Below are 23,556 nucleotides of genomic sequence, written 5' to 3' on the forward strand. Positions count from 1 at the left end.
AAAATTATTATATTTGGAGAAATAAATAAAGCGAAACAAACCTTCGCTTATCTACCTGTTTTTAGGTGTATTTACGAATGTTTATACCACATATAAAGTAGTTAAGTGCAGTTTTGCGTGATATTACAATGAATAGAGATTTTACACTTCATATCGACGAATGCAATTCTTTTCTTGATGATTTTAAGAAAGGGAAACCTTTTACATCTATAAGTGCCGATTACATTGAAGAATATGGTTTTGATATTAAACCTATTTCAGATTTAGAAATCCCCGAAAACTTTCCTTATTGCTGTGAATACCACAAAGGCTTAAAGGAAAATTTTGAAGATTGGTTTGAAATATTTCCTTATTGTTGTGACGAACATAAAAGAATTAGTTTAAGAAAATGGTTTAATAAGGATAAATATAAGAATGTTCCAGCCAAAATATTTAATCACTTAATAAATACGGAACATTTTATTAGTAAAAAAATAGAATTGGATAATTGGTATGAAGAAATAACAGATTACATTGAATACAATTTACATAGTTTCGGAACTCCAGATATAGGAGCAAGTAATTATTGGTCAAGTTTAAAGTATTTCATAGAAAATTCAGATATTGAAAAATGTAATCTTACAAAAGTTAAAAAAAGAATGCTACTTGAATATTTTGATGCAGATGAAAAAAATAAACTAAATGAAAATGATAATAGAGACTTGAATTTACTATTTTCTACTTTTCAAAAATGGCAAAAAACTTTTCCAGATTTAAGCTTTTTTCAAACTATTAAAAAGGACCTAAACAATAAATTTCCAATTCAATTGGTGCTATATGAACCAAAGCATAATAAATATTTAGGAATTACAAAGTTTAAGGTAAAAACACAAACAGAATTAATTGAAATACTTATCAATACAACTAAAAACTTATTAAGCAGTATTGATACAACAAAATTATCTGATGAGAATAAATTAAAAGAAAAGGAGAAGTTTGAAATAGATATAATTTCTGCAAACCATAAAATAAGGCAAGACGAATTATTAAAAGAATTTAATACCACAGAAATTAAATACGTGAAAATAATCAAAAAATGGCTTCAAAATGAAAAGCAATATTTTAAACAAATCCAAACAAAAATACCAAAAATGATAGTAAACACTAAAATAGCAAATATATACAATAATGAGGATGGAAATCAAATTGTAAATACAGGTAACAATAATAATAATGCAATCGGAAACAATAATAATTTTGAACTTAATAGTGAAAATATCAATTCAATAATTGATGTTCTAAAATCATTGCAAGAAGAAATCGAAACGATTAATAATGATAATAAACTGCATATTGAAAATGAAATTAATCGAGTAACATCTCAATTACAAAGTGAACAACCGAAATTTAATATTGTGAAAAGTGGACTAAATTTGATTTACGAATTAGCGGTTGAAATAACAGGGTCAGGAATTTCACCAATAATTTTAAATCAATTAACACAATGGATTAAATAAAAACTGCACCTAACAGTAAAGGTCCCGCTTTTATCAATAAATTCGTGAAGTGGCGAATCGTTATAATACAGTTTAAACACTAAAATAAACAGAAACATGACGGATATAGAACAAATTCTAAAATCAGAAGTTGAAAAATACATCGATAACAGTCCTTATAAAAATGACAAAACCATAGGTGGATTATCTAATCGGTTAAAATATGTTAGTGAAAATGTTAATGAAGTGACCGAAAATGTTAATAGATTAGCAAATGAATACTTAGAAAAAAATCCAAATATCGATGCTAAAGAATTAATCGAAATTGCTAAGAATCTTATTCAAAGGTTCTTGGCAAGTCCCGTCAATGGATAACTGTAACCCCGCTCCAAACTGCTGCACATTTACTACTAATACTTACTTTCATAAAAAAAACCGATCGTAGCGTTTGCAGCGCGGATATTTTAAAAAGAGGAAGTTTATTTTATTAGTCAGTACTAATTTGTACTTCATCTGAAAATATTTTTGTGTGAGAAGGCACCACGTTGCAAACGCTAAATTTTTTTTTCAAAATTAAAATTGGACTCGATGCAGTCAAGCACGATCTGAGATCTTTGTTTCAATATTTTGACAAAAATTGTATAAAATAAAAATATTGTACATAAATTTGTACAATATACGTAAATTATGGTAGTCACAAATATTTCAGATTTCAGAAAAGATATCAAATCTTACTTTGATAGAGTAGCAATAAACTTTGAAACTCTAATTATAAATCGTGGGAAAGATTCGGGGATTGTTGTTATTTCACTTGAAGAATATAACTCGCTTATGGCAACAAATTATGAATTATCAAGCAGAATGAACGAACGAAGGTTAGATGCTGCAATTGATAAATTTAAGAATGGAAACACAATTTCTAAAGACTTAATTGAAGACTAAATGAAATATGTATTTGTTGATGAATCTTGGGAAGATTATTTGTATTGGCAAAAAATTGACAAGAAGAAAGTAAAAAAAATAAATGATTTACTCAAAGATATTTCAAGAAATCCTTTTGAAGGAATAGGAAAACCAGTAGCTTTGAAACACAAATATGCTGGATTTTGGTCCAGAAGAATTGATGATGAACATAGATTAATTTTTAGATTTATCAATGATGAAATTCAAATTTTGAAATGTAGACATCATTACGATTAACTGTACTACAGCTTCTGATTGTTTGAAGAAAGCACCTATTTTATTTTTCCATAAGTCTTAATTTTTGCAACACGATTGTTTACTGCAATCATACTTTTTTAGAAAAATGAAATCGAAATCTTTATAGTTCCATCCAAATTTTAACCAAAAACGCCCAATTATCCCCTAAACCCGCATTAGGGATAGGAGCGATTGTTTGAGCTCTTGTTGTGCAGTCCCGACGCTTCGGGACGGAACAATAAAGCGAGTGCGGATAACCCGGACCGAAGGGAATGCCCAAAAAACAAGCGTTTTTAAGAATCAAAATCATTTCCGTGACATTGTTGTTGTTTTAGCGTGTTTTGCTTTGCAAATGGCTTTAAAGTTGTGTTAATGGTTGCGTGTTGATCCTGCAAAAGGTTTTACTTTGTTAGAATAGAATTAAAACGCTGTTTCGAAAGCTAATTAGGTTAGGAGAGTAGTTTTTATTCTGGATCAATAATTAAACCATCAATTGCAGTATTTGCAACGTATTTGTTTATAAAAATTGAATTACAGTACTATGGAAATCAAAAATATTTATACACAACAACTTGAGTTTTTCAATTCGAACCAAACCAAAGAAGTCAGCTTCCGAATTGAGCAATTGCAAAAAATAAAATCTGTCCTCAAAGCGCACGAAGATGAAATGTACACCGCCATCTACGAAGACTTTGGGAAATCAAAATTCGATACCTATTCGGCTGAGTTTTCATTGTTGTACCATGAAATTAACATCTTTATCAAAAACATCAAAAGCTGGAGTAAGCGCAGGCGAGTAGCCACAGGACTGGCAAATTTTCCGGCCAAATCCTATATCATTCCCGAACCGCTTGGCGTTACCTTGGTGATCGGTGCTTGGAATTATCCGTACCAGTTATCGCTGTTACCGGCAATCACGGCCATTGCAGCAGGGAATACGGTGATGATCAAGCCTAGCGAACTCCCATCGCGCACGGCTGCAGTGATGGCTAAAATTATAAACGAAAATTTTCCTTCGAATTTTTTATATGTAGTCGAAGGTGGCGTCGAAACCACCACAGAATTGTTAAACCATCGATTTGATAAAATATTTTTTACGGGTAGTATTCCCGTAGGACGCATTATATACCAAGCGGCTGCAAAACTGCTCACACCCGTAACGCTTGAGCTAGGAGGGAAGAGTCCGACTTTTGTTATGGCAGATGCAGATTTGAAAATGACCGCAAAAAGGATCGTTTGGGCTAAATTTTTTAACGCAGGTCAAACCTGTGTAGCACCCGATTACATTTTGGTCGAAAAGAAAATTGAAGAGGAATTTTTAAAAATCCTTGCCACCACGATAACCGAATTCTATGATTTAAAAAATGGTCTCACCGAAAATTATGTGCAGATTGTAAACGACAAAAACTTTGATCGTTTAGCCAAATTAATCGATCGTGAAAAATTGTATTTTGGTGGTGAAATGGATGCGGCTAAACGACTCATTCATCCAACAATTCTACAAAACGTCAATTTCGACGACCCAGTGATGGAAGATGAAATTTTTGGGCCAATTTTACCAGTGCTTTCTTTTACAAATCTTGACCAAGCCATTGCAGCTGTCAAAGACCGTCCGAAACCATTATCTTGCTATATTTATGGCAAAGACCGAACCCTGATTGACAAAATTTTAAGCGAAGTTTCGTTTGGTGGTGGGGCCGTAAACGATAGTATCATGCATTTGTCCAACAGCAATATGCCTTTTGGAGGTGTAGGTTTCAGCGGCATGGGCAGTTATCATGGCAAGTATGGCTTTGATGCTTTTTCGCATTATAAAAGTATTTTGGACAAACCCACTTGGTTGGAGCCAAATGTCAAATATGCACCTTATACCGATTTTAAACTGAAGCTGATCAAGTGGATGTTGGGTTAGGCAATGATTAATGCTTTCGAAAATAGAAAAAACAGCATTTTGGGATACAGTTTGATTTTTAACAGCATTTAAACTACTTTATATTCAAAGAAACATATGAATGAACAATTAAAATACGATCAGGAAGACTTAGCTTCGTTGCTTGAAAAAGTAAAAAAGCAAGGCATTGCTTTTTTAGATGCAATCGAAGACAGGCCTACCTCAGTCATTACTCCAAAATTGAGTACTTTGCCCTTAAACGAAAATGGTTTTGGAGGCGAAAGTACGCTGGAATTATTCAATCAAAGGTTCGAAAAAATTATGGTTGCGGCCACGGGTCCTCGATATTGGGGTTATGTGGTTGGGGGTGCTACACCTGCAGCGATCATGGGAGATTGGCTTGCTACCATTTACGACCAAAACCCACAAGCAATAGCAGGACAGGGTGATGTTTCGGCTTTGATCGAAATCGAAACAATCCAATTAATCTTGGATCTTTTTGGTCTACCAAACGATTTCTCAGGTGGTTTTGTAACTGGAGCTACCATGTCTAATTTTACGTGTTTGGCGGTAGCTAGGCAATGGTTTGGTAAACAGCAAGGAAAAGATTTTGCCAAGGACGGAATTTCAGAGAAAATCCGAATTTTTTCGGCTGTGCCGCATTCCTCAACAATCAAATCGTTATCAATGTTAGGAATCGGAAGTAATAATTTTGAGCAAGTCCCAGTTTTAGCTGGCAATAGAGAAGCAATTGATCTTGAAGCACTCGAACTGCAAATTGCTTCACTTGTAGGACAACCTTTTATCCTAATCACTAGCGCAGGCACAGTAAACACGGTAGATTTTGATGATTTCGTAGCAATTGAAAAATTGCGTCAAAAATATAAATTTTGGTGGCATATCGATGCTGCCTTCGGTGCGTTTGCTGCCTGCTCGCCTGCGTACAAGCATTTGGTAAAAGGTTGGGAAACAGCCGACAGTATTACTATTGATTGTCATAAATGGCTAAATGTTCCTTATGAAAATGCTGTTTTTTTGATCAAAGAAAAGTATCAGAGGTTACAAGTGGAAACTTTTCAAAACTCGAATGCTCCTTATTTGGGTGATCCCCAAGAAAATTTTAATTTTCTAAATTTCCTTCCCGAAAATTCCCGACGATTAAGGGCATTACCCGTTTGGTTTTCGCTGAAGGCTTATGGTAAAAAAGGATATCGGGAGATTGTTGAAAATGCTGTTGACCTTGCAAAGCAGTTGGGTACTTTTGTGGAGAATGATTCTAATTTTGAACTACTTGCTCCCGTTCGATTAAATACTGTTTGTTTTACTTTGGCTGGAGCCGAAAATCAAAATAAAGTGGTCGATTTTTTATCGAAAGTAAATGCCACAGCAAAAGTTTTTATGACGCCAACGGTTTACAATGGAAAGAAAGGAATACGAGCTGCTTTTGTTAACTGGCGAACAACATCCGGTGATGTAGATATGGTTATTGAAGTACTGAAAAATTTGAAAACCTAGACATGCTATAGGACGTAAAATTAAGGCGACTTTGTTTGTGATGTTTTTTAAACCCTAATTTTTATCAAAATCAGCAAATTATTCTCCAAAATCCGGAGTAGTTTAGGAGCTATTGTTTGTTTACTTGTCATATACTTTCGATAAACAACATCAATGAACACCAAAAAAACAAGCGTCATTCGATTAAAAAAGCATTTTAGCATGTAAGTTGTTTTGAACAGTTTTGTCTCTTCACGCCTTTAAAAACAGTGCTAATTCTTGGCTCATACTAAAATAGTAGAAACTATTTGAAAACAGAAAATAAAAATCCCCCTTATTGACCATCAATAAGGGGGATTTTTGCACTCTGAATTAATAAAATAAAATACGTAGTATATATTAATTTGCGTCAATAAAGCCTACTACTTCATACGCTCTTGTACCGTTATCTTGGATTTTTTCGTATAATATATTTCCGTATTCATAATAGCTTTGACCGTCAATTGTAACTTTCTCATAATCGGATGGAAGTTCATAAATTACCGTCCCTATTTCTGGATTAACTACTTCGTAATCAGATCAGTTTTGACTATAAAACATTCCTTGAGATTGAAAATAAATGTTGTTTTTAAATTGGATTCGGTTATAGTTTTGTGGCAAAACAGCTATTCTAAAACCTACTTTGGGCATAATGTTTACGTAATGACCCTGTGAGTAGGAGTAGTATTTGTTATTGGAATAATAGTAATTTTGACCGTTATATTTAATAGTTGATTTGTTGGACAGGGTGCGCACAGTAGCTACTTTACTTTTAGGTGTTTTGTACGTTACTTTTGAGGCTGGTACACGTTGGATAGACACTTTTTTAGATACTATCTTTTTTGAATTTTTGTTCTGTGCGTTTACTTTAGTAATTCCGGTTAAGGTACAAATGGCAAGTATTGCAAATGTTTTATAAATAGTTTTCATATTGTTTATTTTTTTAATGTTAGTATTTGTAATCATTGAGGTAAAGGTATAAGCAAAGCAGTGTTTAAAAAACTCAAATAGACGATGTCGCTTTTTGTATCTACAAACAGGAGGATTGCATAGATTAAATGTTTTTGTTCGAAAATAACACAGCCTGCTAAAAGGTGTAATGGCTCTTTTTGATGAAAAATTGTGGATAAATTGTTGAAGTATAATTTTCTGTTAAAGGGTTTTTTCGAAAGTAAAATATTGATTAGGTTAGCAAAAATGCTATTTTTTGAGGATTCGAATGCTAAACATTGCAGAATTCTCAATAGGAAGAAGGTCGGTTTTCGGCTTTAAATAATTTCAATTTTATTTATTATGAAGAATACGTTAGGTATTAGTATGTTTTGTTTGGTTGTTTTAAGTGGGTGTAACAACCTGAAATCCGTTGCCGATAAGCAACAAGTAAAAGTAGCAGCCGTTGAGGTTCCTAATTTTCAAAACCGAGGCCATGAGTTGGTTTACAATATGGTCCAAAAAGTAGGTAACTATAACAAGTTGCAACAAAAAAAGGATGTAGTGTACACGTATACGTATCAAACAGCAGACGGTAAAAAAGATGTTTCAACAGAGAAATATAGTTTTGATGGCGAATGGTCATACGGACACATGCAACAACACGAGCGCACATTGCCTGATCTTGCAGGTACCCTTGAGCAAGGGTACGATGGATCTGAATACTGGATTAAGCACAATGGTGTTGTTTTGACCGATCCTGCAATTGTAAAAAGAGCTATTTTCAGTCGTGCCACCAATTTTTATTGGTTTGCTATGATGCAAAAAGTACTTGATCCAGGAATCAATTATGAATACCTAGGTGATAAAGCAATCAATGGCAACGATTATAGTGTGGTCAAAATCACTTTCGATTCAAAAGACAATAAGCCAAAAGATATTTACCAATTGTACATCAACAGGTCTACAAATTTAGTAGATCAATTTTTGTTTACGGTTGTCGATTTTGGTAAAACAGATCCTTTACTAATGAAATTGGAATACGAAGAGGTGGACGGCATATTGATTCCGACCAAACGAAAATACAAAGGTTCGAATTGGGAGGCGGTAGAAACAAATGATCCATGGACTTTGGTCAATTGGAGAAATATTAAATTTGGCAATCAACTAACCAAAGCAGACTTTACAAAATAAGGCACAAAAAAAACCTCCAAAGTTACTTTGGAGGTTTTTTTATATTGGGTAGACGGTTGATTTATAGTGATTCAATCAAAATCCAAGCATCTGGATTGTCTTTATCATTAATTACTTTTTTCGCTTTTTCTGCTTCTGCAAAAGTTTTGTAGCTACCGTAAATTACAGGGTACAAATTGCTTTTGTTCAACGGAATCCTTTTCGCATCAAAACCAGATTTCAATAATCTTTTTAAAATCTTATTGGCATTATTTTCATCTCTAAATGCACCTGCCATTACATGGTAAGACATTTTTACTTCTTTATTTTCTTTTATCGAAAGAGTAACTGCAGGCAGCGGGTTTTTGATAAAAAAAGTAGCTTCCTGAATTTTACTTTCTACTTGTTTTTGAACTGATTTTTCTACAAGTGTTTGTTGATTACTAATTTCATTTTGATACAATGGATATCCAATCGTACCTGTTAATCCAAGACCAAGTACAAAAATAGCAGCATATTTCAAGTAGGTACTACTGTTTGAAGTTTCTGGTTCAAAAACAATCACTTCTTTTTCTACTTCCGTTTCCACAAGATTTTCAATTTCTCTTTGAATAGCTGGAGATATGAAAGAAGACAATCCAAATGAACTCGTCATATAATTGTTTTGAAATTCTGGTTTAAATACCATACTTCCTTCGCTATTTAATTGGATTGATCCAATATCTTTTAACGAAATCGTTCCGTTTTGTCCCAAACTGTTTTTCCAATTTAAAACGGCATGTTGTATCGCGCTTACGGCATAGCTATACGATGTTTTCTCTGCATTGGCAATATGGTTCGCTAGTAACCCATCATTAGTTTTAATGTTGGCGTTAAAAGATACCGATTTTTTTGGTGGAGAAAACGAATGGCTTTCTTCAATCCATTGAGCAGATTGAATTTCGGTCAAAAAAGCACCAAAACCAGGTACGGTAACGCACTGATAACGGTATAAAAGCTGGGCGATGTAAAGTTCGATATTCATAATTGCAAAGTTATACAATGAAAATAGTTATCAAAATTTTATTCACAATTTTTATTAACAAATACCATAAAATTTTTATACTTTTCAACCACAATTCATTAGCATGACAGAACAAGAATTATTTTACCTTTTAGCCCTGCAAAGAGTGGATGGAGTTGGCGATATTATGGCCAAAAAGCTCCTTGCAAACTACGGCTCTGCCGAAGAAGTTTTTAAAGCTAAGTCACAACAACTCGCTGCCATCGATGGAGTAGGAAGCATGTTGCTCAGAAATATGCAAGATAAATCGGTTTTTGACAAAGCGACCAAAGAATTACAATTCATGGAAGCTAATAAAATAAAAACGCATTATTTTCAAGATGATAATTATCCAGATCGATTGAAACACTGTTTTGATGGACCTGTTTTACTGTTTAGTTCTGGGAATATTGATTGGAACAATCGCAAAATGATTAGTATCGTAGGAACACGACAAATTACCTCGTACGGTACCGATTTTTGTCGAAAATTAATCGAAGATTTGGCACCGCTCAATCCTGTAATTGTAAGTGGTTTTGCTTATGGGGTAGATATCGTAGCGCACCAATTGGCAATGGATCTTAACCTACAGACTATTGCTGTTGTAGCGCACGGACTGAACCAAATTTATCCGAAACCGCATAAAAAATATATGACAAAAATGGAGGAAAACGGTGGTTTTATGACCGAATTCTGGAGTACTACCAATCCCGATAAAGAAAATTTTGTGCGCCGTAATCGCATTGTGGCTGGTATGACCGAGGCGACTATTGTAATTGAATCTGCCGATCGAGGTGGCTCGTTGATTACCGCCAACATGGCCAACGACTACAATCGGGATGTTTTTGCTGTGCCAGGTCGTGTAACCGATAAGTACAGTCAAGGTTGTAATAATTTGATTAAAACCCAAAAAGCACACGTACTTACCTCCGCAGCCGATTTGATTTATATTCTCAATTGGGATATTCAAGTGGCTTCAAAGCCAGTACAAAAACAACTTTTTATAGAACTAGAACCCGATGAACAAAAAATCTATGATTTTTTACTACAAAGAGGAAAGGAATTGATGGATATTATCGCTTTGCAATGTGATTTTCCTATTTATCGAATTTCGGGTTTGTTACTCAATATGGAACTCAAAGGAGTGATTAGACCTTTACCAGGGAAATTATTTGAAGCGATATAAATAATTAATCTGTATACCCATTAGGTTAAATTAAAATTGGTTTTATGTATATTGTCACATTGAACTTGTCGAAAGGTATCGTAAACGAGGTCTTCGACAAGCTCAGACTGACATTTCAGTTATAAATGACTTTAGATATTGAATCATCATTTTTTTAATGGTTCTGAGTAATTTCACCCAGCGAGTGATTTGTTTATAAAAGGCTTTGGTTCATCATTAAGTTAAATGATGTGTTAATTAAATTAGCAGTCCAAAAATAATTCGTAGAATTTATCTTAAGTTTTAAAATTGATGCTAATTTGTGATCTAACCGATAGGGAATAGGCGAAGTTAATTCGTGGCCATCTATTTTCAAAAGATTTAAAGTCAAAATTTTCACCTTTATGGCTATCAAAGCCAAATCTTATTTATTCTACAAATTTCGTGAATGTAGCTTTTTAGGTGGGTAATGGTATCTTGGTAATTGGGAGAATCATAACCAAAACGATCGTGCTCCATTTGTTCTTTTTCCAGAGCAGAGCAGCCTTTTACCACTTCTTTGATCATGTCGAGTAAGATCAATTCTTTATTATTTGATTTTTTGAATTTAAAATCAACCAATTCATCCTCAAGACTTTCGCAATACTCCAAAAGTGCTTGAACTTCTGGTTCATCCAGAAGTTCAGGAGCATTTTTAAATATTTCGATTTTATTTTTCATTATTCCAAATTCCCCATTGGTGGTTAGGGGGACTATACATCATCATAATCAATATAAATAGTCTCTGATGTTGGGTGCGCTTGGCAAGTTAAGATCAAACCATCTGCGATTTCTTTATCAGTTAAGATAGAATTTTTCGTCATTTCGGCAGTTCCTACGGTTACTCTAGCAAGACAACTACTGCATATTCCACCTTGGCAAGAATACGGGACATCGATCCCTTTTTTCAAAGCAGCTTCTAGAATGGTTTGTTTCTGTGACATTTCGAAGCTTGTTTCTTCATCATCCACCATAACAGTGATTTTTGAATGACCACCTAATGATTCTTTGATTACATTTTCTTGAGAGGAAGCAGTGAAAAGTTCGAAGTGAATATCCGAATCCTTTACATTTTTTTCTTTCAAAACATTACAAACGGTATTGATCATTTCCTCTGGACCACATAAATAGAATTTGTCAAAATCAATTTCCTTATGTTTGTTATTCAATGCAAAATTAATTACTGATTTATCGATACGACCAAACTGCGCATTTTCTACATTGACTTTACTGTAAACATTATCGATTAAAAAACGACTCACATATTTTAAATGTAAATCATGTAATTCTTTATGAAAAATTGTTTCTTCAGGTGATTTGTTTCCGTATACCAATACGAAAGAACTTTTTGGTTCACTTTTTAAAACTGATTTTATGATTGAAATCACAGGTGTTATTCCACTTCCGGAAGCAAAAGCAATATAATTTTTTTGTTTGTCTGCAGCAGGTTCAAAAGTAAATTTACCTTCTGGTTTTCCCACTTCGATCACATCACCCGCTTTGAGTTGGTTGTTTGCAAATTGTGAAAAAAGGCCATCATTCACAGCTTTTACCGCAATACGTAACTCACCACTTTCTGGTGAAGAACATATAGAATAGGCTCTACGAATTTCTTTTCCGTCAAGGGTTAATTTTAAATTGACATATTGTCCAGCAACGAATGTGTAACCTGGTTTTAATTCTTCGGGTACATTAAAAAGAATAGAAACTGCATTGGCCGTTTCACGTTTTACTTCTTTTATAATTAATTTCAAAAATGAAGACATAGTATTGATTTTTTTACAAAAATAGGAAACCTTGATAAATTGTACCTATTCTGCTGCTTATTTTTTATGATCTTACTTGGTAAACTGAAATGAATTGTTTTGAGCCATTTGGAAAAGACTGGTAAATAGAATTTTGAAATGCTTTTTAAGGCTTTAAATTTCGATATTTCAAAAAGAAGCGTATTTTTACCAGTCATTATACTAAAAGAGTATTTTAGAAGTTAAATGTTAAAAATCATATTCAATTGAAAACCAATATAGTTAATTCAGGAATTTCATTAGGAATTTTCATTTTTTTAGGAGCATGTTCTACAAAAAATGATTCTTTCTTGTCTAGAAATTCACATGCCTTAAGTACCAAATATAATATTTTGTACAATGGTCAAATTGGTCTTGATAAAGGTGTTACAGCTATTAACTTGAACGATCAAGATAATTTTTGGAAGCGTTTGCCAATTGAAAAAATGCAATTCAATGAAGATTTAGTAGGAGATAAGAAGGCGAAAAGTCCCGATTTTGATCTTGCAGAGACCAAAGCAACCAAGGCAATTCAAAAACATTCAATGAATATCGATGGTACGGAAAGAAATTTTCAAACCGATGAAGCTTATTTATTATTAGGAAAAGCGCGTTATTACGACCAACGTTATATTCCTGCTTTGGATGCATTTAACTATATATTGTACAAATACCCCAAAAGTAGCCGAATTTATGAAGCTAAAATTTGGCGCGAAAAAACCAATATGCGACTAGGTAATGATGCTTTGGTGGTCAATAATATGGAACGCCTTCTTGAAGGTGATAAATTAAAAAAACAAATTAGATCAGATGCCAATGCTTTGTTATCGGAAGCTTATTTGAATTTAGAAGAGAAAGATAGTGCTGTTATAAAATTGGTTTTGGCCGAGAAATTTTCGAGAAATAACAAACAAAAGGCACGATATCGTTTTATTTTGGCTCAATTGTACGAAGATTTAAACAGCCCAGAAAAAGCACTTGAAAGTTATGAGTCTATTATCGCTATGAACCGCAAGTCGGAAAGAAAGTATGTGATTCAGGCACAAGCAAAAAAAGCACAACTATTTGATTTTAAAACGGGAGATACGCTTTTGTTTGTAGAAACCTTCAATAAATTATTGAAAGATAGAGAAAACCGCCCTTTTTTGGATGTGTTAAACCATCAATTCGGACTTTTTTATGACAAGCAAAACAATGATGCTAAGGCAAAAGAATATTATAATGCTTCTTTAAAAAGCACTAAGGGCGATGAGTATTTAGTAGCTTCAAATTATAGAAACATTGCGAACCGCTACTTTAGAGATGCCAAATATCCAATGGCAGCCAAATATTATGATAGTACGTTAACTAAATTAAAAGACAAAACAAGGGAGTTCATCCATCTCACAAAAGTTCGTAAAGATTTGGATGATGTGATTTTGAATGAAGCAGTTGCTGTACGAAATGATAGTATTATTAATGTATTAAGTATGTCAACAACAGATCGAGTAGCTTACTTTGAAAAACACATCGCAAAACTGAAAATAGAAGACGACAAAAAAAGAGTATTACTCGAAAAGCAATTGCAAATTCAAAAGAATATAGAGAATAATAATAGGGCCACCAATGGAGACGATGCCATTGCTGTACAAGGTATGGCAAAACCCAATATAGCCATGTTACCTCCTTCAATGAATGTAGGGAATCAACAATCGTCTTTATTTTATTTTTACAATCCCTCAATTGTTTCTTTTGGAAAAATAGCATTTAAGAAAAATTGGGGAGCGCGTACAATAGGAATAAATTGGAGAACGACGGCAGGATCCAATAGTCAAATAGCCTCTGCGGCGGGTAGTGATGATACCTCAATAGTGGAAATTGAAACTAAAGAGGAAGAAATGAATCCAGCTTATAGTACAGGTTTTTATATCAACCAATTGCCAACAGATCCCATAGAAAAAGATAGTATTAATAAAGAACGCAATTTTGCTTATTACCAGTTGGGTATTATTTATAAAGAGAAATTCAAAGAGTATAATTTGGCCAGTGATAAATTAGAGAAATTGTTACGTCAGAATCCAGAGGAGAAACTAATATTGCCTACTTTGTATAATTTGTACAAAATTTATCAAATTACAGATAGTTCGAGAGCAATTGAAGTAAAACAAGCGATTACCTCTCAATTCCCCGATTCTAGATATGCAAAAATTATTAGCAATACAAAAGTAGAGGAGGCCAAAGACTCTCCTGAGGGGTTATACGATCAAACATATGCTTTGTATAGTGATGAAAAATTTGAAGAAGTTTTGGCGAAAACAGATGTTTTGATCACTCAATTTGCAGGTGACGAAATTGTATCCAAATTTGAATTATTGAGAGCCAACGCTATCGGAAAAGCACAAGGATTAGCTGCATACAAAAAAGCAGTTCAATATGTCGCAGATAATTACCCAAATACAGAGGAAGGAAAACAAGCAATTGAGATTATAACCACACAAATTCCTGCTTTAGAAAACATGAATTTCAGTACTGGAGAGTCCAATAATTGGAAAATACTTTATAAAGTGTCAAATTTTGAGGATAGTAAATTGAAATTGATTGAAAGTAAAGTAAAGAAATTTATGGAGAACGAAAATATACAACATTTGGCGTATCGATTTGAAAATTACAAAAGTGGCGAGCGTTTTCTAATCATTCAAGGAGCACAATCAGAGGCATATGCTACAAGTGTGAGTGCTACTCTAAAAGAAAATAAAAACTATAAAATTGAAGAAACACCAATAATTTTATCGAATGAAAATTATAAGGTTATTCAAATTAAAAAGAATTTGGATGCATTTGAAGCATTAAAAAAACAATAATTTATGTTTGATAAAAATTCAAAATCCTATACCGATTTATTAGGGAAAACCAATAGAATCGTTGAAGGTACTAGTATCAAAGGTGATATTGTTTCTCAAGCCGACTTTCGATTGGATGGTGAATTAGAAGGTAATTTTCATACTACTGGAAAATTGGTTATTGGACCTTCCGGGAGTGTGGTTGGTGATGTAGTATGTAGAAATGCAGATATCGAGGGGAAATTTAATGGTAAGATTGAAGTCGCCGAAATTTTGAATGTAAAATCCAAAGCTAGTATCCATGGAGAAGTGGTCGTAGGAAAGTTATCTGTTGAGCCAGGAGCAGAGTTTAGTGCTTCTTGCGTTATGAAAAACAAAGCAACAAAACTCATGATTACAGATGGAAAAGAAACCTCAAAAAAATAATTCAACCAAATGGTTGGCTCTTATCAATATTCCCATTCAAATGGGAGTCATTATCTTCTTATTTTCTTATTTAGGAGGGTGGTTGGATGAAAATTATCCAAGTTCAAAAGTATATTATAGTAAGATTTTAGTTATGATTGGAGTTTGTTTGGCCTTGTACAACGTGATCAGACAGGTAAACGAAATTAATAAAGACAAATGATTTTTTGTTAATTTTAAGAATATTTGGGAATAATATATAGTTTTATGAATCTAATAAAATACAAGTCAATCCTAGAGTTGTTGAAAATTTCGGGAGTAGCTTATGCAATACATAAATTTCTTTTTTATATTTTAAAAGTAGACGAAAGTGTATTTTTTTACAAAATAGAAATACTTTATTTGTTGTTTGTTACATTTTCAATTGTGCTGTTTTTTGTAGTATTGAAAGTGAAAAGTACTAGTTTTGACAATGTAGGCATGAGTTTTCTATTGGCTACAACAATTAAAATATTACCTTGCTACTTGATTCTTAAACCGATCTTGAATTGCAACGGTTGTGATAATAAAATTGAGAAAATTAATTTCTTCCTACTGTTTGGACTTTTTTTGACAATTGAGACCCTGCTAACTATAAGAATACTAAGTAAAAAGGACTAAAATTAAAGTTTTGTTAAAGGTATTTAAAAAAATATTTTTGTTATGCTTTTGAGTATTAATAAATAATGTACCTTTGCACCAAATTTTAGAAACGTAAATATAACATATTTTTGTAATTATGGTGATTTTAAACAGGCCTCTTAGATTAGTAGTAGCAACATTTCTAGCATGTCTTCCTTTAGCGAGTTTTGCAAATCAAGAAATTGATTCTGTACAAGTTAATGTAGAAAACAGTCATGCAGTAGTAGCTGAAGGACATCATGAAGGTACTCATGCTGAACCTACAGATGTAAAATCTAAAATCAAAGCTTTTGTGGGTCATCACGTTTTAGATTCACATGATTTTTCATTCACACAAGATGATATAACTGGAGAGCATTGGAGTTTGCCTTTACCAGTAATCTTATTAGATGAAGGTTTGCACGTATTTTCTTCTGCAAAATTTCACCACGGTAAAGAAGTTGCAGAATCTGAGGGAAAATTTTATGCTGTCAATCATCATGATGGTAAAATTTACAGAACAGATGCTGCGGGAACGATCACTGAAAATGAAGAAACTGGTTTTCCTTCAAATGTTCGTCCAATTGACTTTTCAATTACCAAAACAGTCGTTTCAATCTTAGGAGCAGCTATATTAATGTTGCTTTTGTTTACTAGTTTGGCAAAATCATATGCTAAGAATAAAGGAATTGCTTCAGGTCCAGGACGTATTTTCGAGCCTATCGTATTGTATGTACGTGACGAAATTGCGATCCCAAACATTGGAGAGAAAAAATACAAAAACTACATGAGTTATTTGTTGACTATCTTTTTCTTTGTATTGTTCTTGAATATTTTTGGTCTAACACCACTAGGAATCAATGCTACAGGTAACTTAACAATTACTTTTTCATTAGCATTTTTAACATTCTTAATAACAAACTTAACGGCTAATAAAAACTATTGGGGACACATTTTCTGGATGCCAGGTGTACCAAAACCAATGCGTATTATTTTAGCGCCTATTGAATTGTTGGGTATTTTTATTAAACCTTTCTCTTTAATGATTCGTTTGTATGCCAACATTTTTGCAGGTCACATTGTATTGATGAGTATTATTGGTTTAATGTTTATCTTCAAAAGTTGGATCGGAAGTAGTTTGTCATTTGGTTTGTCTTTCTTACTTTCTATACTAGAAATATTAGTTGCTTTTTTACAAGCTTACATCTTTACAATGTTATCTGCGCTTTACTTCGGTTCAGCTGTAGAAGAGCATCATCATGATGAAGCACACTAGATTGTAGATTTTTGGTTTAAGATTTTTAGAATATATAGGTATTCAAAAATCTAAAATCGTTGATCTTAAGTCGTTAATTAATTTGAATGTTTAATTTTTAATATATATATCATGGAAATTCCACAAATTATTGGAGCTGGGTTAATCGTTATTGGAGCAGGTTTAGGTATTGGTAAAATTGGTAGTTCAGCAATGGACGCTATTGCTCGTCAACCAGAAGCTTCAGGAAAAATCCAAACAGCTATGCTTATTGCAGCTGCACTTATTGAGGGTATTGGTTTCGCTGCATTATTTGCATCGTAATTAAAACAGAAAAAACAATAGTTGCAACGGTTGGTTGTAACTATTGTTTTTAAAATTAAAACAGTATACATTGCAGTTTGCAATTTGAATAAAATTAGAAGATAAAAATTATACATTATATACCATGGAAAAGTTAATAAATCAGTTTGAGTTTGGTTTGTTTTTTTGGCAAATACTAATATTTGTTGGATTAATACTTTTGTTAAAAAAATTCGCGTGGAAGCCAATTCTTGATGCAGTTAATGATAGAGAAGAAGGAATTAAAAACGCTTTATTGTCTGCTGAAAATGCAAGACAAGAAATGCAAAATTTACAAGCTGACAACCAACGTATATTGCAAGAAGCAAGATTAGAGCGTGATAACATGCTTAAAGATGCTCGCGAAATGAAAGAGAAAATGGTTGCAGATGCTAAAAATGAAGCTCAAGCGCAAGGTCAAAAAATGATTGAGCAAGCTAAAATAGCGATTAATAGCGAAAAAAATGCAGCTATGGCAGAATTGAAATTACAAGTTTCAACTTTATCATTGAATATCGCTGAGAAATTATTGAAAGATGAATTATCTAACAAAGATGCTCAAACCAAATTGGTAGAGAAAATGTTAGGTGATGTAACGATAAACTAATCATTATGGCAAGTACAAGAGCAGCAAATCGTTATGCAAAAGCAATTTTAGACTTAGCAACCTCAAGAGGTATTGCCAATACTGTAAATCAAGATATGCAAACGATCGCTACAACTGTTGGTGGTAATTTGGAATTGAGTACTTTTATTCAAAACCCTACTATCAATGTTCAAGCTAAAGAATCCGCGCTTTTAGAAATTTTCACTAGTAGTAATGGTGTAACCAAAGGGTTATTTCATTTATTATTCGAAAACAAAAGATTTGAAATTCTAGAAACAATTGCGCAACAATATAGCGTATTGTATGATGAAAGCATTGGAGTAGAAGTAGCGCAAGTTACTACTGCTTTTCCGATGGATGCATCACTTGAAGCTAAAGTATTAGCAAAGATTGCAACACTTTCGAACAAAAAAATTACTATAAAAACGAATGTAGATCCTTCTATCATTGGAGGTTTTATTTTGAGAATAGGCGACCAACAGTACAACGCTTCGGTAGCAAACAGATTACAAGTATTAAAAAGAGAATTAAGTAACTAGTTTTATTGCACATTTAAGTGTCTAAATTATAAATTAAGATGGCGGAAATCAAACCTGCTGAAATTTCAGCAATATTAAGAAAGCAAGTAGAAGGTTTTGAATCTGGCGCAACGCTAGAGGAAGTAGGAACCGTACTTCAAGTTGGAGATGGTATTGCTCGTATTTACGGGCTTTCAAATGTTCAATACGGTGAGTTAGTTGAATTTGACAATGGTCTTGAGGCTATTGTATTGAATCTTGAAGAAGATAATGTTGGTGTAGTTCTTTTGGGACCATCTACAGGTATCAAAGAAGGTTCAGTTGCAAAAAGAACACAACGTATCGCTTCTCTTAAAGTAGGAGAACAAATGGTAGGTCGTGTAGTAAACACACTTGGTTTTCCAATTGATGGAAAAGGACCAATTGGAGGAGATTTATACGAAATGCCTTTGGAAAGAAAAGCTCCTGGAGTTATCTTCCGTCAACCAGTTACTGAGCCATTACAAACAGGAGTAAAAGCAGTTGATGCTATGATCCCGGTTGGTAGAGGTCAACGTGAATTGGTTATTGGTGACCGTCAAACAGGTAAATCAACTGTTTGTATTGACACTATCTTAAATCAAAAAGAATTTTACGATGCAGGAAAAACTGTATTTTGTATCTACGTAGCTATCGGACAAAAAGCTTCTACTGTAGCAGGAATTGCTAAAATGTTGGAAGAAAAAGGTGCTATGGCGTATACAGTGATCGTTGCAGCAAATGCATCAGATCCTGCTCCAATGCAAGTTTATGCTCCTTTTGCAGGTGCTGCAATTGGTGAGTACTTTAGAGACTCTGGTCGTCCAGCTTTGATTGTTTATGATGATTTATCTAAACAAGCTGTTGCTTACCGTGAGGTATCTCTTTTGTTAAGAAGACCTCCAGGACGTGAGGCTTATCCAGGTGACGTTTTCTTCTTGCACTCTCGTTTATTAGAGCGTGCTTGTAAAGTAATCGCTGATGATGGAATTGCAAGAAACATGAACGACTTACCAGATTCATTAAAAGGTATCGTTAAAGGTGGTGGTTCATTAACGGCATTACCTATTATCGAAACTCAAGCTGGTGACGTTTCTGCCTATATCCCAACAAACGTAATTTCGATTACAGATGGTCAAATTTTCCTTGATGGAGATTTGTTTAACTCTGGGGTCCGTCCAGCAATTAACGTAGGTATTTCTGTATCTCGTGTTGGAGGAAATGCACAAATTAAATCAATGAAAAAAGTATCAGGTACTTTGAAACTAGATCAAGCACAGTTCCGTGAATTGGAAGCGTTTGCTAAATTTGGTTCTGATCTTGATGCAGTTACATTGAACGTAATTGAAAAAGGTAGAAGAAACGTTGAGATCTTGAAACAAGGTTTGAATGATCCTTATACTGTTGAAGACCAAGTAGCAATTATCTACGCGGGTTCAAAAAACTTGTTAAGAAATGTTCCTGTAAATAAAGTGAAAGAATTTGAAAAAGACTTTTTGTCTTTCTTGAATAATAAACACAGAGCAACTTTGGATGCTTTGAAAGCAGGTAAGTTAACAGATGAAGTTACAGATGTAATTGAAAATGTAGCTAAAGAATTATCAGCAAAATATATTTAAATAAGTTTATTGTTTTTAGATTATTGTTTACCCAACAATAATCTAAAAACTAATTACATCAAATAGCATATAAATGGCAAATTTAAAGGAAATACGTAATAGAATTACTTCCGTTTCATCTACGATGCAAATTACATCGGCAATGAAAATGGTTTCTGCAGCAAAGCTAAAGAAAGCACAAGATGCAATCACGGCTATGCGCCCTTATGCCGAAAAATTAACGGAATTGTTGCAAAGCCTTTCTGCTACTCTTGAAGGAGATGCTGGTGGAAAATTTACAAATCAACGTGAAATTAAAAAAGTATTAGTTGTTGCCATTACCTCAAATAGAGGTTTATGTGGAGCTTTTAATACAAATGTTATAAAGGCTTCTAAAAGTCGTGCAGTGTTTTATGCTGGTAAACAAGTAGATATTTTTGCTATAGGTAAAAAAGGAAATGATGTTTTGTGTAAAGTTCTTACGATTGTTGACAATCAAAGTAGTATTTTTGATAGTTTAACATTTGATAATGTAGCTGCTATTGCTGAAGTATTAACGCAAAAGTTTGTTGACGGTGAGTATGATAAAATTGAATTGGTTTACAATCAGTTTAAAAATGCAGCTACTCAAATCGTACAAACTGAGCAATTTTTACCTTTAGCCCCAGTACAATCTGATTTCAATATTGCGCCTGCAGATTACATTTTTGAGCCGTCTAAGGAAGAAATTGTTCTTACTTTGATACCAAAGTCTTTAAAGATGCAATTGTACAAAGCAATTAGAGATTCTTATGCTTCAGAGCATGGTGCGCGTATGACTGCGATGCACAAAGCAACAGATAATGCAACAGAATTAAGAAATCAATTGAAATTAACATACAATAAAGCACGTCAAGCTGCTATTACAAACGAGATCCTAGAGATTGTTGGTGGAGCAGAGGCTTTGAATGGATAAAAAAATAATTTTTTATAAAATAGAGAGTCTCGCAATGCGGGACTCTTTTTTTTTATTAGTTTTAATAAATATTTAAAACAATACCGTCTTGCTAGTTATAAAAGAACTTTTAACCATTCCAGAAATGGTTACTGAATTAGAAATGTTAAAGCATTTATATCCTGCTTTTACCCTTGAAAAATACACATCTTACTTGCAAGAAATGGTGCCGCACAACTACAAACAATTGGCTGTTTATGAAAATGATATTTGTGTAGGGCTTACTGGTTTTTGGACTGGATTCAAATTGTGGGCTGGAAAATATATTGAGATTGACAATTTTGTAGTAGATCCAAATCATCGTTCTAAAGGAATTGGTAAAATGATGACCGATTATTTACATAATAAAGCTGTTGAATTGGGCTGTACTATGATGTCCCTTGATGCTTATACCGATAATTTTGTTGCCCATCGTTTTTACTACAATCAAGGTTTTGGTCCCAAAGGTTTTCACTTTATTAAAATATTGGATGAAACTCTTTTGTCGTAAGTGTTGCTTATTTGTGACTATTTATAATAAGGAAAGATGATCCAGACAATAGTTAGCTAATCCCTAATGTTTGTGTAACATACGATGATTAAACAAAAGAAATAGTTATTTTTGCTTTCAAATTAATAGAAAAATCATTTTGGGATTATATAAAAAACTTTTTAAGCAAACTGCGATATACGGATTGGCGACAGTGTTGCCAAGAATGTTCAGCTTTTTATTGGTGCCTCTTTATACCAATTTACTACCCAAAGCAGAGTATGGAAAGGTTTCCATTATTTTTGCATACATGATTTTTTTCAATGTGATTCTTGCCTACGGTATGGAAACCGCTTTTTTTCGCTTTTACAGTAATGAAGATAACAAGAAGTCGGTAATTGAAACATCTATGATTTCTATTTTCTGGACGACTATTTGTTTCTTGTTTATAGCATTACTTTTCCGAAGTACATTAGCTGATTGGTCTGGCATTGATGCGCAATACATTACCTATACGATCTGGATTTTGGCATTAGATGCCTTGGTAATTATTCCTTTTTCGAAATTGCGTGCCGTTCAAAAACCAATGGTATATGCTTCGATTAAGATAGGTAATGTTTTGGTCAATCTTATTTTGAGTGTGTTGTTTTTATTGTATTTTCCTATTTTGGTAAAAGAGGACCCTCGTGGTTTTGCTAGTTCACTGTATATCGATAATTTTGAAATAGGTTATATTTTCTTAGCCAACATTATAGCGAGTTTGCTAACATTTGTGATTTTATCTCCAGATTACGTTTTTCTAAAATGGAAATTTGACTTTATACTTTGGAAAAAAATGCTTCGTTATGGCTTACCGATTATGGTGGCTGGTATTGCATTTGCAATCAACGAACAATTCGATAAAATTTTATTGGCTAAGTTACTTCCTCCTCAAATTGCAGAATCTGAGGTAGGTGTTTATTCTGCCTGTTATAAGCTAGGGTTATTCATGGTTTTATATCGCACGGCTTATACTTTAGGAATTGAACCTTTCTTTTTTAGTCATGCTTCTGATAAAAATGCACCCAATACTTATGCCACTGTCACCAAGTATTTTGTAATTTTTGGTTCCTTGATCATGTTGACAGTAATTGTTTTTGCCGATTTGTTTAAGATCATTATGATTCGGGACGCTTCGTATTGGGAAGCAATGAAAGTTGTGCCTTTGATCATTCTGGCCAATTTTTGTTTGGGAATTTATACAAATCTTTCAGTTTGGTATAAATTAATTGACAAAACTTATATAGGTGCCTATATCTCCATCGCAGGTGCGGTGATTACTTTGGCATTGAACTTTTTATTAATTCCTAGTATGAGTTATTATGGTTCTGCTGTTGCAACACTTGGAGCTTACGGAAGTATGATGGCGATTTCTTATTTTCTGGGTAATAAATATTATCCTATCCCTTATGATTTTAAAAAAATTGGAAGCTATATGGGATTATCCGTATTCTTTTCTATCATTTCTTTTTATAAATTCAGGGAAAATTATTTTGTGGGTATTGGCTTGTTATTGGTTTTTGTATACTTCATATACCATAACGAGAAGGAAACATTATTAAAAATTGCAAACAGAAAAGACTAGTATCGTTGCTTTCGA

Annotated in this window: 22 protein-coding genes and 1 pseudogene; 19 read left to right on the top strand and 4 right to left on the bottom strand. The window is 33.3% G+C overall.

The window, feature by feature from the left end; all coding sequences use genetic code 11:
• The first annotated feature begins 128 nt into the window (after positions 1-128).
• From M2326_RS01360 to M2326_RS01385, 6 genes are all read left to right on the top strand, one after another.
• Complete coding sequence (locus tag M2326_RS01360; RefSeq protein ID WP_264617763.1) at positions 129-1,496, top strand: hypothetical protein; 1,368 nt, start codon at positions 129-131, stop codon at positions 1,494-1,496.
• Between the two features lie 96 nt (positions 1,497-1,592).
• Positions 1,593-1,850 (top strand): hypothetical protein, encoded by a 258-nt coding sequence (locus M2326_RS01365; RefSeq protein WP_264617764.1) that lies wholly within the window; start codon positions 1,593-1,595, stop codon positions 1,848-1,850.
• Between the two features lie 312 nt (positions 1,851-2,162).
• Positions 2,163-2,417 carry a type II toxin-antitoxin system Phd/YefM family antitoxin gene (locus tag M2326_RS01370; protein ID WP_108739788.1) on the top strand — a complete coding sequence of 85 codons (255 nt, stop codon included), beginning with the start codon at positions 2,163-2,165 and terminating at the stop codon, positions 2,415-2,417.
• Complete coding sequence (locus M2326_RS01375; RefSeq protein ID WP_264617765.1) at positions 2,418-2,675, top strand: Txe/YoeB family addiction module toxin; 258 nt, start codon at positions 2,418-2,420, stop codon at positions 2,673-2,675.
• A 541-nt stretch (positions 2,676-3,216) separates the two neighbouring features.
• Positions 3,217-4,587: an aldehyde dehydrogenase gene (locus M2326_RS01380; protein WP_264617766.1), complete on the top strand. Its 1,371-nt coding sequence runs from the start codon at positions 3,217-3,219 to the stop codon at positions 4,585-4,587.
• Between the two features lie 96 nt (positions 4,588-4,683).
• Entirely contained in the window at positions 4,684-6,081 is a 1,398-nt protein-coding gene (locus tag M2326_RS01385) for a pyridoxal phosphate-dependent decarboxylase family protein (protein ID WP_264617767.1), read from the top strand.
• Positions 6,082-6,459: 378 nt separating this feature from the next.
• Here M2326_RS01385 and M2326_RS17530 read toward each other — a convergent pair.
• A pseudogene (locus tag M2326_RS17530) lies at positions 6,460-7,065 on the bottom strand (DUF6515 family protein).
• A 327-nt stretch (positions 7,066-7,392) separates the two neighbouring features.
• Between M2326_RS17530 and M2326_RS01400 the strand changes: the two are divergent.
• Positions 7,393-8,223 (top strand): outer membrane lipoprotein-sorting protein, encoded by an 831-nt coding sequence (locus M2326_RS01400; protein WP_264617769.1) that lies wholly within the window; start codon positions 7,393-7,395, stop codon positions 8,221-8,223.
• 61 nt (positions 8,224-8,284) lie between these two features.
• On the opposite strand, the gene M2326_RS01405 is transcribed toward M2326_RS01400, so the two are convergent.
• Positions 8,285-9,226, bottom strand: a complete 942-nt coding sequence (locus M2326_RS01405) for an HU domain-containing protein (RefSeq protein WP_264617770.1) — start codon at positions 9,224-9,226, stop codon at positions 8,285-8,287.
• 103 nt (positions 9,227-9,329) lie between these two features.
• Between M2326_RS01405 and dprA the strand changes: the two genes are divergently transcribed.
• Positions 9,330-10,430 (top strand): DNA-processing protein DprA, encoded by a 1,101-nt coding sequence (dprA, locus tag M2326_RS01410; RefSeq protein WP_264617771.1) that lies wholly within the window; start codon positions 9,330-9,332, stop codon positions 10,428-10,430.
• A 390-nt stretch (positions 10,431-10,820) separates the two neighbouring features.
• On the opposite strand, the gene M2326_RS01415 is transcribed toward dprA, so the two are convergent.
• A complete protein-coding gene (locus M2326_RS01415; protein ID WP_264617772.1) occupies positions 10,821-11,129 on the bottom strand; it encodes a hypothetical protein in 309 nt (102 codons plus the stop codon).
• A 32-nt stretch (positions 11,130-11,161) separates the two neighbouring features.
• Positions 11,162-12,214, bottom strand: coding sequence for a ferredoxin--NADP reductase (locus tag M2326_RS01420; protein WP_264617773.1), 1,053 nt, complete (start codon positions 12,212-12,214; stop codon positions 11,162-11,164).
• Positions 12,215-12,459: 245 nt separating this feature from the next.
• Here M2326_RS01420 and porW point away from each other — a divergent pair, with 245 nt between their 5' ends.
• The 11 genes from porW to M2326_RS01475 all read left to right on the top strand — a co-directional run bounded on the left by porW (position 12,460) and on the right by M2326_RS01475 (position 23,541).
• Complete coding sequence (gene porW, locus M2326_RS01425) at positions 12,460-15,072, top strand: type IX secretion system periplasmic lipoprotein PorW/SprE (protein WP_264617774.1); 2,613 nt, start codon at positions 12,460-12,462, stop codon at positions 15,070-15,072.
• Between the two features lie 3 nt (positions 15,073-15,075).
• Positions 15,076-15,477, top strand: a complete 402-nt coding sequence (locus M2326_RS01430; RefSeq protein WP_264617775.1) for a bactofilin family protein — start codon at positions 15,076-15,078, stop codon at positions 15,475-15,477.
• Positions 15,452-15,679, top strand: a complete 228-nt coding sequence (locus tag M2326_RS01435) for an AtpZ/AtpI family protein (protein WP_264617776.1) — start codon at positions 15,452-15,454, stop codon at positions 15,677-15,679. The genes M2326_RS01430 and M2326_RS01435 overlap by 26 nt, the downstream gene beginning before the upstream one ends.
• Before the next feature lie 555 nt (positions 15,680-16,234).
• Entirely contained in the window at positions 16,235-17,392 is a 1,158-nt protein-coding gene (atpB, locus tag M2326_RS01440) for a F0F1 ATP synthase subunit A (protein WP_264617777.1), read from the top strand.
• Positions 17,393-17,503: 111 nt separating this feature from the next.
• Positions 17,504-17,695: an ATP synthase F0 subunit C gene (gene atpE, locus M2326_RS01445; protein ID WP_170111537.1), complete on the top strand. Its 192-nt coding sequence runs from the start codon at positions 17,504-17,506 to the stop codon at positions 17,693-17,695.
• A gap of 124 nt (positions 17,696-17,819) precedes the next feature.
• Positions 17,820-18,320 (top strand): F0F1 ATP synthase subunit B, encoded by a 501-nt coding sequence (locus M2326_RS01450; RefSeq protein WP_264617778.1) that lies wholly within the window; start codon positions 17,820-17,822, stop codon positions 18,318-18,320.
• Positions 18,321-18,325: 5 nt separating this feature from the next.
• Complete coding sequence (atpH, locus tag M2326_RS01455) at positions 18,326-18,859, top strand: ATP synthase F1 subunit delta (RefSeq protein ID WP_264617779.1); 534 nt, start codon at positions 18,326-18,328, stop codon at positions 18,857-18,859.
• 38 nt (positions 18,860-18,897) lie between these two features.
• Positions 18,898-20,475 (top strand): F0F1 ATP synthase subunit alpha, encoded by a 1,578-nt coding sequence (gene atpA / locus M2326_RS01460; protein ID WP_264617780.1) that lies wholly within the window; start codon positions 18,898-18,900, stop codon positions 20,473-20,475.
• Positions 20,476-20,548: 73 nt separating this feature from the next.
• Complete coding sequence (gene atpG, locus M2326_RS01465; protein WP_264617781.1) at positions 20,549-21,409, top strand: ATP synthase F1 subunit gamma; 861 nt, start codon at positions 20,549-20,551, stop codon at positions 21,407-21,409.
• 88 nt (positions 21,410-21,497) lie between these two features.
• Positions 21,498-21,938 carry a GNAT family N-acetyltransferase gene (locus M2326_RS01470; protein WP_264617782.1) on the top strand — a complete coding sequence of 147 codons (441 nt, stop codon included), beginning with the start codon at positions 21,498-21,500 and terminating at the stop codon, positions 21,936-21,938.
• A 139-nt stretch (positions 21,939-22,077) separates the two neighbouring features.
• Complete coding sequence (locus M2326_RS01475) at positions 22,078-23,541, top strand: lipopolysaccharide biosynthesis protein (protein ID WP_264617783.1); 1,464 nt, start codon at positions 22,078-22,080, stop codon at positions 23,539-23,541.
• Positions 23,542-23,556: the final 15 nt, after the last annotated feature.

This window comes from Flavobacterium psychraerolatum (assembly GCF_025960985.1).
Taxonomy (GTDB): Bacteria; Bacteroidota; Bacteroidia; order Flavobacteriales; family Flavobacteriaceae; genus Flavobacterium.